Consider the following 12,578-nt stretch of genomic DNA (forward strand, 5'->3'; position numbering starts at 1 on the left):
GTTTATCCTTATATTGTTACAAGAATATTCAGAATATATTAATGATATTGAGTTTATATTACAGTTATATTACATTCAACTATTCATTCTGTTAATTTGTTACTATATATTTTGTAATCACAGATAAAGAAGTATTAAAATAATCAAATTACATAACACATATTCATTATACATCCTAGGAGGTCAACACATTCATGAAAAAAGCCATCACAGCCCTTACAGCTACCGCTGCTCTCTCTACATACGGTCTCGCAGATCAGGTTGAAGCATCTTCCTACACAGTACAAGGCGGAGACACGCTTTGGAAGATCGCCAACCAGAATAATGTATCCGTGGGCCAACTCAAATCTTGGAACAGCCTGTCTTCAGACATGATCTACATTAACCAAAAACTTACTGTAGAAGGCGGTTCAAGCAGCTCTAGCTCTTCGAGTTCAAGCTCATCATCAAATTCATCGGCAAGTACGTCCAATTCATCTAGCGGATCATACACTGTAAAGCCTGGTGATACGCTTAGCAAGATCGCATCTGCACATGGCATGAATTACCGTACATTGATGAAAAATAATAATATTTCTTCACATATCATTTATCCGGGTCAGAAACTGAGTGTAGATGGAAGTTCGAATTCTTCTAGCAGCTCCAGCAACTCGAGCAGTTCCAATACTTCCGACTCCAGTTCAACATCAAGTTCAAACTCCAGCACAAGCTCAACCGGCACATACACTGTAAAATCTGGTGATACACTAAGTAAAATCGCCAATAAGCATGGTACTACATACAGAAAAATCATGAACTTGAACAATCTGTCTTCAACTGTAATCTATGTTGGACAAAAGTTGAGCGTCAGCGGAAGCTCAAGCTCTGTAAGCAAGCCAGATTCCAATAACAACACATCAGTCACTGATAAAGTATCAGCGCCTGCCCCTTCAGGCACATCATACGGTACGAACTACTATTACTGGGGCGATTGCACATGGTACGTCTTCGAACGCCGCAAACAGCTCGGAAAACCTGTTGGAAACAATTGGGGCAACGCCTACGACTGGGACAACGGCGCAAGAAGCGAAGGATATAGAGTCAACAATTCTCCTTCAGTCGGCGCCATCATGCAGACGGAAGCATGGACGAACTATGCATGGAGCTTTGGTCATGTAGCCGTAGTGGAACGCATCAATTCTGACGGTTCCATCCTTGTTTCCGAAATGAACTTCGGTAGCGGTAAAGGCGTTAAAAACTTCAGGACCATCAGTTCATCGCAAGTATCCAGCCATACATTCATCCATTAATATGAAACGGGCCGATCGATTAATCGATCGGCCCGTTTTTTATCGTTCTACATTAGGACGATTATGTGAGCCAGGGGCTTGGTTATTTATGATCATCTCCACTTGATATATGCGGTTGATTAATGTGTATAGAGGCGCCTGTACAATTTGATAGGCGCCCCAAGAGAACTTAGGCTCAAAGTCATGAAGTGCCATAAGGAAATCTTCCCCGCCCGGCAGTGCTCTGAATTCAAACCTGGGTGTTTTATTCATCATTTTTTTTGATAAGCTGCCACCCTTTATCCTGTAGATTTCCAAACCATTGTAGCTGCCTTCTGCATCATATTCGATGACGAGGATAGGGTGCGCCTTTTTGGGAGGTACATGTTTATTGTTGGTCCTTCATAGCTGATATTGATGAGCCCATAAAGAATATTATCAAGCCAGTCAAAATAATATTGCCCAACATCTTTGATGTTCCAGCCTCGGGGCAGGCGAGCGCGCTGCACACTCCTCACACTGTTATAGTCAGTTGTTTTATAGGAGAGGGTCTTGCCGTATCTTTTAATTGGGGTCCGGGTGACCTGTACTTTTGCACCAAAAGCACCCAGCACTTCAACGATATAGGGGTCACTCACCTCATCTGCGATGAATATTATCTGCTTGACTTCATGCAGTTGCGCGGCTCATGGCGATATTATCCGCTATCAAAATATAAAAGTCCTCAAAACGTCCTTGCGTCTGCCTGTTCAACCGCATTATTGGATCTTCAAAAAAGAGCACCGTATCGATTCCCTTCAGTGCTTCTTCCACTTCAGGTAGAATAAACAGATCTTTTTTCAAAAATGTGATATCCATCTCGTTGTTTACTTGATTCGGACTTGAAAACGCAAAAAGATTGAAGTCACCTTTCAATTCTTCATAAAGATTTTCTCCTATTCTACCGTTGGTACCCATAAGCAAAACATTTTTCACATAACCACACCCTTCGTCCTTATGCTTCTTTGACTGGAGATATTAAACGCCACTTTTCTTATGTGCATACTGGATACCGCTCAGCAATATGATGAGTATCATTCCAATGAAAAGGAAAGGAGTTGTAAAATACGTAGCAAAGATTCCCGATAAATAGGCACCTGCTACAGACCCTAAAGAAAAGAAGGAATAGAATATGCCATTGGCTTTCCCTCTCTCATATATTTCCGTATTTTGCCCAATTATCTTATTCATAGAAGGGAAAATCAGGCTGAAGCCAATACCATAGAGGATCATCACAAGATAGATCATTAAAGCTGTAGGGACGATGTGGAGAGCCATCATGGAAAAACCTACAATCAGAACCCCAAAGGATACAAGTGCCACCGGACTATAGTCTGTATATATCCTATTGAGCGGACTCGCAAAAATAACGATGGCCGTGATGCCAAATACACTAAGCATCGCGCCTGTTGATTGGTCCGATAATCCAACCTCAGCAACTTTGAGTGGCAGGCCGAATGCTAGCGAACCATTTGAAACCATTAGAGTGAACGCAGAGATATAAGCCACTATCAGAGAGGGCCTCATGATGATCTCACCAAAGTTTGTAGTATAGTGCTCTTCACGACTCTTCACTGTTGTGCTCTCATTAACAGTGATAAAAATCAACAGGATACCAAATACGAATATACCTGACATGACGAGATATACCATCTGGTAACTGGCCTGGCTGGATATGATGCCACCAAGTGCCGGCCCCAGTACTGCAGCCACCCCTATGGATACTCCAGTCAGCGCCATTGATTTACCAATCGCCGATCTTCGGGATATATCAGCTACAAGGCTGAATGCAGCGGGTGTCAGTAAACCACTAGAAAATCCATGTATAACCCGTATGCCGATGAGAAGTCCTACAGTCGGCACTACGGTATACAACAACAGAATGAAGATCTGTAAGCCCATTCCGAGAAGCAGCATGTTCTTCCTACCGAACTTGTCCGAGAAAAATCCGCCGAATATATTACCCACTATATTAAACAAAGAATATATCGCTACAATGATACCTGCCGCATATTCATCAGCCCCAAGCGATAATGCGAATGGGGTGATGATCGGCAGCTGAATGAACAGATCCAAAAAGCAAATGACGATGATGAAATACAAAAACTTATTCATAGAGTGCATCCTTTATCCATATAATCATAACTACCATTATAAACATATTTTCATTCGCTTGGGGATTCTATGACTCGTAAATGTTACAGATCATCCAATTCTGGCCGTACAAGTGATATAAAACCGAAATCTTTTCATTTCCCTCTCTTTTTGCCTACAGAAAAGCCCTCCAAATTCTCGACTTTTCAAGTAGATCATTTGAAGGGCAATCATTCATGGCCAATTTCTTCCGCTATTTATTCAATTTTCTTTCGTAGGCATCGACAATGGCACTAACCGCTCCGTCACCTGTAATGTTCGCTGCTGTACCAAAGCTGTCTTGCGCCATATACAGTGCAATCATGAAGGCAACAGCCGCTTCTGTAAAGCCGAGGTTCGTGACCAGGACCCCACTTGCTGCCATGATTGCACCACCTGGCACACCAGGCGCCGCAATCATGATGACTCCAAGGAGCATTATTGTACCGAGCATTGCGAGAAAACCTGGCAGCTGATATTCGGGCAATACCGACATTACTGCAATTGAACAGCTGACTATTGTTATCGTACTGCCGGAGAGATGAATATTTGCACAAAGCGGGATAACAAAGTCTGCTATCCGCCCCCGCACTCCATTCTCTTTCGTCTGCTGCAAGGTGACTGGAATCGTCGCTGCACTGCTCATCGTACCAAGCGCAGTGAAATAAGCAGGCATCATCGTTTTAATCATCTTGAAAGGATTTTTGCCGAGTAATGCACCGGCGATCGTATATTGGATAGTGATCCAAATCCAGTGAAGAGCGACTGCCGCAAGCAGTACAAGTCCAAATACAGATAATGTGTTGAAGACCGTCCCCTGTGAAGCCATTTCTGCAAACACACCAGCTATATAAAACGGCAGAATTGGAATGACGACTTCTGGATCAGAAACTCAACGATATTCTTACCTTCCTCAAACCATTTCTCCATCACTTCTGAGCGCGTGAGGGTAATGACTATACCGAAGGCGAAAGCCAACACAAGCGCTGTAAGTATATCCATCAATGGTGCTATTTCGAATGTAAAGAAGGGTTCGAGGCCGGCTGTTTCTTCTGGAACGCTGCCGCCATTAGTGATGCGAGGCATCACCATCATTGCCACCATATACGCAAGAAGTCCTGCACCAAGTGTCGATATGTATGCTGTGCCTAAGGTGACCCCGACAACTTTGCCGGATCCTATTCCTATCTTTGAAATTCCATTTGCGATAAAAAAGAGTATGATCAATGGAATCATGAAGAATATGAAGCTCCCAAGAATAGACTTTATCGTGATGAATAACCTGACCAGGAATTCAAGAAAAACTCCAAGTCCACCTGCTTCACCCACCCCATAATATAGGGCGCCCACACCAATACCGACAACGATGCCGGTTATCAGCTTCAATAACAATTTCACTATAACTCCTCCTATTCAATTGTTGTTCCCCACTATATACTACACCATCCAAGCGAGTTAAAAAAACATTATAATGCATTCACTAGTGCTAAAATGTTTTTTCATAGGCTATATACCAATCCTCTATATTATCATCAAGATGGAGTTTCCCTCTATAATGATAGCCATTACGTTCAAATTGTTTCTGCATCCGTTCATTTTCTAGTGAAGTGTCTGTATGAATGCCTTTGACACCTTGTTGTTCTAGTATCTCTGCTATCGCCTCCATTATCTTCCTCGCGATGCCCCGCCCCTGCACTCCAGGATCTACTGCCATACGGTGCATTGCTTTCGCTTCTGATGCATCCACTTCCCAGGATATTTCCTCATAAGGTTTAGGGTGCTCATCATCCACTACCACAAACCCGACTATTTTTTCATCCAATTCATAGACATACAAAGTACCTGCCTCTATATCTCTGGTGAAGCGCTGAGCATTGGGGTAATCCGAGCTCCACTGAGTGTTCCCTGCAGCAACCATCAGGGGACAACCGCTTCTTTGATCTCCATAACCCGGCTCAAATCTTTTTTCCTTGCTTGTCTGATCATATTATACCTCCTAATATTTCCATAATTCATCATTTTCACTTTTTTAATATCCACATAGCTCTATTATAGTGTATAATATCTGTAGAATGAATATAGAGGGGTTTTTTAATATGTTTAAATTCGATAAGTACACTGTTCCCTACCATATCACCAATATGATTTTCTACATATTCACACTTGCAGTCATTACTTTAATCTATATCTTTGTGTTCTATCCGCCGCTAGAGGATGTCGCTACGCAAGAATTTTTCTCGAATTTTGGTTTACGTGAATTTGGCGGCACCCTATTTTTCCTATTGCTCATCATCACGCCTTTACTCGTACTTTACGGGGCGGTTTACCACCTGTACAAGATCATTACATTCAATAAGGCCAATCACACTGCATCTGAATAAAAAAGCGCCCCCCAGGGCGCTTTTTTTATCGATTATCTATCTTTTCAGGGTACATATCGTGATGCATCATACGGTAATCCGCCATCTCTTCATACTTGGTTCCGGAGCGGCCGTAATTGCAGTATGGGTCGATCGAGATGCCGCCCCGTGGGGTGAACTTGCCCCACACTTCTATATATTTCGGGTCCATCAGTTCAATCAGATCATCCATGATCAGATTCATGCTACTCTCATGAAAGCCACCGTGGTTTCTGTAACTGAATAGGTACAACTTCAATGATTTGCTTTCAACCATTTTCACGTCTGGTATATAGCTGATATAGACAGTCGCAAAGTCAGGCTGATTCGTAATGGGACAAAGCGTAGTGAATTCAGGGCAATTGAATTTTACAAAGTAGTCCCGGTCAGGATACTTGTTATCGAACGTCTCCAAAAGTTTAGGGTTATAATCGAAGTCGTATTTCACTTCCTGATTTCCCAGGAGACTCAGATCTTTAGTGTTTTCATTATGCATTGTAATACTCCTTTTTGCATGCAGCCATTTGCTGTATGCCTCAGTTTTTTATAGAGGGTGGTGCTAAGAACCTCTCCATCTCATTATACACCTTGCTTGTTGCTCCAGAGTAATGTGTGAAGCTGCGGAAGTACTCTGGCATCATTCATTCTTTGATCTTTCATAGTCATATCCACTAGATTGTTATAACGCTCAAGCAATTTGCTGGTATGGTCTGCAACATTATCTCCAAGGAATGGGTTGCCTACTTGCAGGTAGAATGCAACATCAGGATATTTCTGATGGATATGTGCAGCATACTCGAAATCTTGTTCATCAAAGACCACCACTTTGAAATTATAACAGCCGCCTCCATCGTTCAATCCAGCCATTACCTTCTCCAATTTTTCGTAATCTGTAACCATGCCGGAGCTTGGTGGCTTCGGACTGATGGTGACATCGTCAATATCTTTCATCCACTCCTGGAAAACGGTACCTTGTGTTTCTACAGCCATCTGAATATTTCTTTCTTTGGCAAGTTCCACAAAATCACCCATATTTTTCAGCAGGGCGGGGTTCCCACCGGAAATGGTAACGTGGCTATAGTTGTTTGGCGCAAGGCCATCTAGTTCTGCTAAAATTTCTTCTCCTGTCATCATTCGAATACGATCCTTTTGAGACCCGTCCCAAGTAAATGCCGAATCGCACCAGCTGCAGCTGTAATCACACCCTGCTGTTCTGACGAACATGGTCTTCTGTCCGATTACAGCACCTTCCCCTTGGAATGTGGGCCCAAAAATTTCTAGTACTGGGACTCTCATCATCGCATCTCCTTTTTAGGACGGTATACGACATAACTTGTGGGTGTCTCCCTCAGAATAACCTGTAAGCATACCGGCTTGTTATCCAATCCGGATATATATTCCGCAACCATTTCATATATCGTTTTAGCCATTGTTTCTGAAGTCGGGGGCACATCCCTAAAACGTTTATGGTCATTGAGGAGCGTATGGTCAAACGCACCACTTATCAGTGATTTAAGCTCCCGAAATTGACCAGGAAGCCCAGATCATCTAGTTCATTTCCTGCAACCGTAATATTCACATGATACGTATGGCCATGCACATTACTGCATTTCCCTGCCCGCTCATCCGGAATATAGTGTGCAGCAGAAAAATTGAAGTCTTTATTTAATTCAAATGTATAGTCATGCATCGGAGTATTGTAGTTCATTATCTCAATCCCTTTCGTTCAAGTAGGCATTTAATCCTTCATTTCTAAGCCTGCAGGCTGGGCATTCTCCGCATCCATCCCCTATGATACCCTCGTAGCACGTCAATGTCTTTTCACGTACATATTCCAACTTGCCATAATCGTCTGCCATCGCCCATGTTTCCTTCTTATCCAGCCACATCAACGGTGTTTCTATGACGAAGTTGCGATCCATGGCAAGGTTTGCCGTTACATTCATTGATTTGACAAAAATATCCCGGCAATCGGGATAGCCACTGTAATCTGTCTCACAGACGCCCGTGATGACTGTACCGGCGCCTATCTGGTAACCCAGTGCCGTAGCAAAGGATAAAAACAACATATTTCTGGCCGGAACAAACGTATTCGGCATTTCTTCATCTGCTTCTTTCGTGATCTCCATGTCATGTGCCGTCAAGGCGTTGGGGCTCAATTGGCCAAGCAATGACATATCCAATATATGATGTTTAAGCCCTTGTTCCTCCGCTATACTTTTTGCCACTTCAATCTCGTTGCTGTGACGCTGCCCATAATTGAAAGTGACTAACTCTACTTCATCGTAATGGGCCATTGCATGAAACATGCAGGTCGTACTGTCCTGACCTCCCGAGAAAACAACAAGTGCCTTTTTCCTATTCATAGCCATCTACCTCTCATCACTAAATATCCAATTATATGATTTTATCAATTTTTATAAGCAATTTCCACTATCCGGTCTATCGAATCATGTCCAAGATGTTAATTCTAGGCTATCAGTATACTGCAACATTCATGAATATCTGCTTTTATGGTAGACTCTTTAAAATCAGACGGGTTATTGGTATAATGAAGTATTGCATGAACACTTCATGCAACTATCAGGTATATCCTGCAAATATAATTGATAGGTGGAAAAGACAATGAAATATCAAGTATTACTGTACTACTATTATGTTGATATCGAGGACCCGGAAGCATTCGCTTCAGAACATCTTGAACTATGTAGAAGCATGAATCTTAAAGGACGCATACTTGTAGCCAAAGAAGGTATCAATGGTACTGTGTCCGGCACAGTAGAAGATACTGAAAAGTATATGGCATATATGAAGGAGCATCCACTCTTTGAAGGAATCACCTTCAAAATTGATGAGGAAGAAGGTCACGCCTTCAAGAAGATACATGTGCGTCCAAGACCTGAGCTCGTAAACTTGAGTCCTGGAAGATGATATCGATCCACGTGAGATGACTGGCGAGTATGTGGCGCCTGCAGAGTTTCTTGAGCAGATGCAGGACGAGGATACAATTGTGCTCGATGCCAGAAATACCTACGAATATGATGTCGGCCATTTCCGTGGCGCCATCCGTCCGGATGTTGAAACATTCCGCGACTTACCTGACTGGGTAAGAGAAAACCGTGATATGCTTGAAGGCAAACGCATATTGACATACTGCACAGGGGGCATACGCTGCGAGAAATTTTCTGGATGGTTGAAACGCGAAGGTTTTGAAGATGTCGGTCAACTCCATGGCGGCATCGCTACCTACGGAAAAGATCCTGTCGCAAAAGGTCAAAACTGGGATGGCATGATGTATGTCTTCGATGAAAGGTTGACAGTACCAGTCAACCAGGTGGAGCATAATATCGTGGGGCGCGACCATTTCGACGGTACGCCTTGTGAGCGCTATATCAACTGTGCCAATCCGGATTGCAACGATCAGATTCTTGCTTCGGAAGAAAACGAGGCAAAACATCTTGGTGGTTGTTCACTGGAATGCAGCAAGCGCTCAAGGAATAGATATGTTATAGAAAATGACCTTTCACCTGAGTATGTTGAAGCACAAATCAAAAAACTTGAAGAAGAGGCCTATGCCAAATAGATAAATGAAAAGTGCCCTTCATCCTATACCAGGATGAAGGGCACTCTTTTATAACCTTACTATGACGCGCCCTCTCACTTTTCCATTTAAAATATCTCGCAACGTATCAGGCAATTCTTCAAGCGTCACCTCATGTGCGATATGTGTGCCAAGAGCGGCTGGTTTCATGTCACTGGCCAACCTTTCCCACACTTCCAAACGTTTTTCCATCGGGTACTTCACCGAATCAATCCCCAACCAGTTTATTCCCCGGGAAATAAATGGGAGCACTGTAGTCTCGACCTCGATACCTCCAGCAAGTCCACATGTCGCAACAGAACCACCATAGTCCAAACTGCTTAATATATACTGGAGCGTTTTGCCACCCACTGGATCGATTGCCGCCCTCCATCTTCTTTTGCGTGTAGATTTTCCGTCTGTGTCAGTCACCTCATCCCTGTGGATGACCTTCCGGGCTCCGAGCGACTTCAAATATTCCGCTTCTTCTGTACGCCCTGTACTTGCAACTACATCGTATCCTTTGCCTGCAAGCATATTGATGGCAATACTACCGACGCCCCCACTGGCACCATCCACCAGCACTTCACCATCTCCTGGTTCAAGCCCGTTATCTTCAAGCCTCTGGATGGATAATGCTGCAGTAAACCCGGCAGTCCCGATCTCCATTGCTTCTTTTTTAGTCAACCCTTCAGGAAGCGGTACCACCCAGTCAGCGGGTATGCGTGCAACTTCACTGAATCCACCACTGTGGCGTGTGCCGATGTAATAGCTTGTCGCAATCACTTCGTCCCCTTCTTTGAACCGATCATCCTCTGAAGAGATAACGGTGCCTGCGAGATCTATACCGGGTATGATTGGGAAGGTTTCAGCTATAGCACCAGTCACACCCACCATGCCATCTTTATAATTGACGCTTGAATAGGCTACCCGGATGACTACTTCTCCTTCTGATAAATCTTCCATGCCTAATTCTTTTATGTTCATTTCCATTTTATCGTTTTGTTTATCTGCAACAAGTGCCTTGAATCTTTCCATATGTAATCCTCCTTATTGGACGGTGTGTTTTTTAGATTTCAACACATCTATACCCGTTTTCTGCGATGTCATGTATTTTTATTTCATCAGTCCGTCTTTTTTATGATCCTTTTCACTTTAGCTTCATTGCCATGGTGATGTCTTGTCATTTTTCTTGCTTCTGCCTGACTCCTTGCCCCGATTTCTTCGACAAATGTCTGCTTTCCCATCTCTATAGTGACGATAAAACATTTCGTTCCGCAGCGCATACTTACCTCCTCCACATAAGTCTATCTGCTTGTACATATCATATATACATAATATTATATTGGAATGTACCCATAGACTAAAGCAATTTGTCCCAATACATAATCAGGAGGCTGACCATGACGAACGACACTAATTATGAATATCTTTCCGAAAATCCTGATGTTAAAACGCTTCCGATAATGCTGTCGCTCATCATAGGCGCTTTTTTTGCCATACTAAATGAAACGCTGCTCAACATCGCGTTTACGACCCTTATGGAAGAATTCAACATCACGCTACCCACTGTCCAATGGATGGCTACAGGCTTCATGCTCGTCATGGGTGTAGTGATCCCAATCTCTGCACTGGTGATACAGTGGTTCTCCACCCGTCAGCTGTTCTTGGGGACCATGATCATATTCACCGTAGGAACGCTGATAGCCGCTTCTGCACCTGTATTCAGCATCCTTCTACTCGGACGGTTTATTCAGGCCATAGGAACTGGAATGTTGATCCCCATACTCTTCAATGTATTCCTGCTCATCTATCCGCCCCATCGCAGAGGGAAAATCATGGGAATCATCGGTCTCGTCATCATGTTTGCACCAGCAATCGGCCCGACGCTATCAGGCATCATTGTAGAATACCTTGGTTGGCGATTCTTGTTCATCTCGGTTATACCTTTCACTTTATTCTCAATAGCATTTGCTTATTTCTTCTTGATTAATGTTTCAGAAGTCACAAAGCCTAAAATTGATTTACTTTCCATCCTTTTCTCTACAGTCGGTTTCGGAGCGACGATCTATGGCTTCAGTTCCGCTGGACAGAGCGAAGCCGGATTTTTAAACCCTGAAGTGGTCGGGACCATATTGATCGGTTTTCTTGGAATCGCCCTCTTCGCATGGCGCCAGTTCAAATTGGATGATCCGATAATGGATTTGAGGGTCTTCAGATATCCCATGTTCCGTCAAGCCGCTTTCATGTTCCTGATCATCATCATGACGATGTTTGCGTCAGAAATCATACTCCCGGTCTATATGCAGGGCCCGCTCGCGCTAAGTGCAGCGACTGCGGGAGTGTTACTGCTACCAGGCAGTCTTCTGAATGGTGCCCTATCCCCATTCATGGGTAGTCTGTTCGATAAGTTCGGTCCCCGGCCGTTGATGATACCTGCATCCATCATACTCGCTGTGACCATGTTCACGATGAGCCGACTGGATGCGGACAGTTCAATCTGGACCATCATCGTCAGTTTCATTCTGTTGATGGTGTCGGTCTCTGCAATCATGATGCCAGTCGAAACAAATGGTTTAAACCAATTGCCTAAGGATTTATACCCTCACGGTACAGCTGTCATCTCAACATTGCAGCCATTGGCTGGCGCCATTGGAGTATCTGTATTCATCAGTATATTGAATGCCAGGCAAGCTGCCTACCTCAATGCTTCAGAACGACCTGATGACCCTGTGACTATTGACCAGGCGATGGTTGCCGGAGTAGAACTCGTCTATTTCATCGCCTTCCTCTTCTCACTTGTCGCGGTATTCCTTGCACTCCGCGTCTACCGGGGATCTCCAGATGATTTTGATCATATATGACTCTATAAAAATAAGCGCCTTTAAAGGCGCTTATTTTTACGATTCAATTTCTTTGACCCTACCTACAGTTCCATCCTCAAGCTTTACTTTTATACCATGGTGGTGGTTTGGAGAATTGGTCAAAATCCTCGCTACTTTTCCTTCAGTCAATTGTCCAGACTTCTGATGATGTTTCTGCACCACCTTAACTGTGCTGCCTACATTGATATCTGCTCTATTTGTTCCATCCATATTATAATGCTCCTTTTCTATTGTTTTGTCTGTTCTCTATTATACTCATATTTTTCCAGGGGCT

At 43.5% G+C, this 12,578-nt stretch carries 15 protein-coding genes and 2 pseudogenes; 4 read left to right on the forward strand and 13 right to left on the reverse strand.

The annotated features are described in order from the left end of the window. The first annotated feature begins 194 nt into the window (after positions 1-194). Entirely contained in the window at positions 195-1,289 is a 1,095-nt protein-coding gene (locus ACYF68_RS13115) for a LysM peptidoglycan-binding domain-containing protein (protein ID WP_461047364.1), read from the forward strand. Between the two features lie 278 nt (positions 1,290-1,567). Here ACYF68_RS13115 and ACYF68_RS13120 read toward each other — a convergent pair whose 3' ends face one another. The 6 genes from ACYF68_RS13120 to ACYF68_RS13145 form a co-directional block, all read right to left on the reverse strand. After that, positions 1,568-1,906, reverse strand: coding sequence for a hypothetical protein (locus tag ACYF68_RS13120; protein WP_461047365.1), 339 nt, complete (start codon positions 1,904-1,906; stop codon positions 1,568-1,570). A 31-nt stretch (positions 1,907-1,937) separates the two neighbouring features. Next, on the reverse strand, positions 1,938-2,243 hold the full coding sequence (locus ACYF68_RS13125) for a hypothetical protein (protein ID WP_461047368.1): 306 nt from the start codon (positions 2,241-2,243) through the stop codon (positions 1,938-1,940). A gap of 42 nt (positions 2,244-2,285) precedes the next feature. Further along, a complete protein-coding gene (locus tag ACYF68_RS13130; protein ID WP_461047370.1) occupies positions 2,286-3,422 on the reverse strand; it encodes an MFS transporter in 1,137 nt (378 codons plus the stop codon). Between the two features lie 232 nt (positions 3,423-3,654). Next, entirely contained in the window at positions 3,655-4,281 is a 627-nt protein-coding gene (locus tag ACYF68_RS13135) for a cation:dicarboxylate symporter family transporter (protein WP_461047372.1), read from the reverse strand. Positions 4,282-4,286: 5 nt separating this feature from the next. Next, positions 4,287-4,838: a cation:dicarboxylate symporter family transporter gene (locus ACYF68_RS13140; RefSeq protein WP_461047374.1), complete on the reverse strand. Its 552-nt coding sequence runs from the start codon at positions 4,836-4,838 to the stop codon at positions 4,287-4,289. Positions 4,839-4,926: 88 nt separating this feature from the next. Next, positions 4,927-5,358, reverse strand: coding sequence for a GNAT family N-acetyltransferase (locus ACYF68_RS13145; RefSeq protein WP_461047376.1), 432 nt, complete (start codon positions 5,356-5,358; stop codon positions 4,927-4,929). A 178-nt stretch (positions 5,359-5,536) separates the two neighbouring features. Here ACYF68_RS13145 and ACYF68_RS13150 point away from each other — a divergent pair, with 178 nt between their 5' ends. Then, positions 5,537-5,821: a hypothetical protein gene (locus tag ACYF68_RS13150; RefSeq protein WP_461047378.1), complete on the forward strand. Its 285-nt coding sequence runs from the start codon at positions 5,537-5,539 to the stop codon at positions 5,819-5,821. A 25-nt stretch (positions 5,822-5,846) separates the two neighbouring features. On the opposite strand, the gene queF is transcribed toward ACYF68_RS13150, so the two are convergent. The 4 genes and pseudogenes from queF to queC all read right to left on the reverse strand — a co-directional run bounded on the left by queF (position 5,847) and on the right by queC (position 8,205). Beyond that, on the reverse strand, positions 5,847-6,335 hold the full coding sequence (gene queF / locus ACYF68_RS13155) for a preQ(1) synthase (RefSeq protein ID WP_461047379.1): 489 nt from the start codon (positions 6,333-6,335) through the stop codon (positions 5,847-5,849). Positions 6,336-6,418: 83 nt separating this feature from the next. Next, positions 6,419-7,138, reverse strand: a complete 720-nt coding sequence (queE, locus tag ACYF68_RS13160; RefSeq protein WP_461047381.1) for a 7-carboxy-7-deazaguanine synthase QueE — start codon at positions 7,136-7,138, stop codon at positions 6,419-6,421. After that, positions 7,135-7,547, reverse strand: a pseudogene (queD, locus tag ACYF68_RS13165) (6-carboxytetrahydropterin synthase QueD). Before queD ends, queE begins: the two are co-directional and overlap by 4 nt. A 4-nt stretch (positions 7,548-7,551) precedes the next feature. Beyond that, a complete protein-coding gene (queC, locus tag ACYF68_RS13170; RefSeq protein ID WP_461047383.1) occupies positions 7,552-8,205 on the reverse strand; it encodes a 7-cyano-7-deazaguanine synthase QueC in 654 nt (217 codons plus the stop codon). Between the two features lie 259 nt (positions 8,206-8,464). Here queC and trhO point away from each other — a divergent pair. Beyond that, a pseudogene (gene trhO / locus ACYF68_RS13175) lies at positions 8,465-9,422 on the forward strand (oxygen-dependent tRNA uridine(34) hydroxylase TrhO). A 48-nt stretch (positions 9,423-9,470) separates the two neighbouring features. On the opposite strand, the gene ACYF68_RS13180 reads toward trhO, so the two are convergent. Beyond that, positions 9,471-10,457 (reverse strand): acrylyl-CoA reductase family protein, encoded by a 987-nt coding sequence (locus ACYF68_RS13180; RefSeq protein ID WP_461047385.1) that lies wholly within the window; start codon positions 10,455-10,457, stop codon positions 9,471-9,473. Positions 10,458-10,543: 86 nt separating this feature from the next. Further along, entirely contained in the window at positions 10,544-10,705 is a 162-nt protein-coding gene (locus tag ACYF68_RS13185; protein WP_461047387.1) for a hypothetical protein, read from the reverse strand. Between the two features lie 117 nt (positions 10,706-10,822). Between ACYF68_RS13185 and ACYF68_RS13190 the strand changes: the two genes are divergently transcribed. After that, positions 10,823-12,283: an MDR family MFS transporter gene (locus ACYF68_RS13190; protein WP_461047389.1), complete on the forward strand. Its 1,461-nt coding sequence runs from the start codon at positions 10,823-10,825 to the stop codon at positions 12,281-12,283. 36 nt (positions 12,284-12,319) lie between these two features. Here ACYF68_RS13190 and ACYF68_RS13195 read toward each other — a convergent pair whose 3' ends face one another. After that, positions 12,320-12,514 carry a YwbE family protein gene (locus tag ACYF68_RS13195; RefSeq protein ID WP_461047391.1) on the reverse strand — a complete coding sequence of 65 codons (195 nt, stop codon included), beginning with the start codon at positions 12,512-12,514 and terminating at the stop codon, positions 12,320-12,322. Between the last annotated feature and the right edge of the window lie 64 nt (positions 12,515-12,578).

It is taken from the genome of Salinicoccus sp. CNSTN-B1, from assembly GCF_054792835.1.

Excerpts from the sequence above, each read along its gene's own strand:
- queE (WP_461047381.1), bottom strand. The coding sequence starts at position 7,138 with ATGATGAGAGTCCCAGTACTAGAAATTTTTGGGCCCACATTCCAAGGG.
- ACYF68_RS13195 (WP_461047391.1), bottom strand. The coding sequence starts at position 12,514 with ATGGATGGAACAAATAGAGCAGATATCAATGTAGGCAGCACAGTTAAG.
- ACYF68_RS13115 (WP_461047364.1), top strand. The coding sequence starts at position 195 with ATGAAAAAAGCCATCACAGCCCTTACAGCTACCGCTGCTCTCTCTACA.
- ACYF68_RS13185 (WP_461047387.1), bottom strand. The coding sequence starts at position 10,705 with ATGCGCTGCGGAACGAAATGTTTTATCGTCACTATAGAGATGGGAAAG.
- ACYF68_RS13130 (WP_461047370.1), bottom strand. The coding sequence starts at position 3,422 with ATGAATAAGTTTTTGTATTTCATCATCGTCATTTGCTTTTTGGATCTG.
- queC (WP_461047383.1), bottom strand. The coding sequence starts at position 8,205 with ATGAATAGGAAAAAGGCACTTGTTGTTTTCTCGGGAGGTCAGGACAGT.
- ACYF68_RS13190 (WP_461047389.1), top strand. The coding sequence starts at position 10,823 with ATGACGAACGACACTAATTATGAATATCTTTCCGAAAATCCTGATGTT.
- queF (WP_461047379.1), bottom strand. The coding sequence starts at position 6,335 with ATGCATAATGAAAACACTAAAGATCTGAGTCTCCTGGGAAATCAGGAA.
- ACYF68_RS13150 (WP_461047378.1), top strand. The coding sequence starts at position 5,537 with ATGTTTAAATTCGATAAGTACACTGTTCCCTACCATATCACCAATATG.
- ACYF68_RS13180 (WP_461047385.1), bottom strand. The coding sequence starts at position 10,457 with ATGGAAAGATTCAAGGCACTTGTTGCAGATAAACAAAACGATAAAATG.
- ACYF68_RS13145 (WP_461047376.1), bottom strand. The coding sequence starts at position 5,358 with ATGGTTGCTGCAGGGAACACTCAGTGGAGCTCGGATTACCCCAATGCT.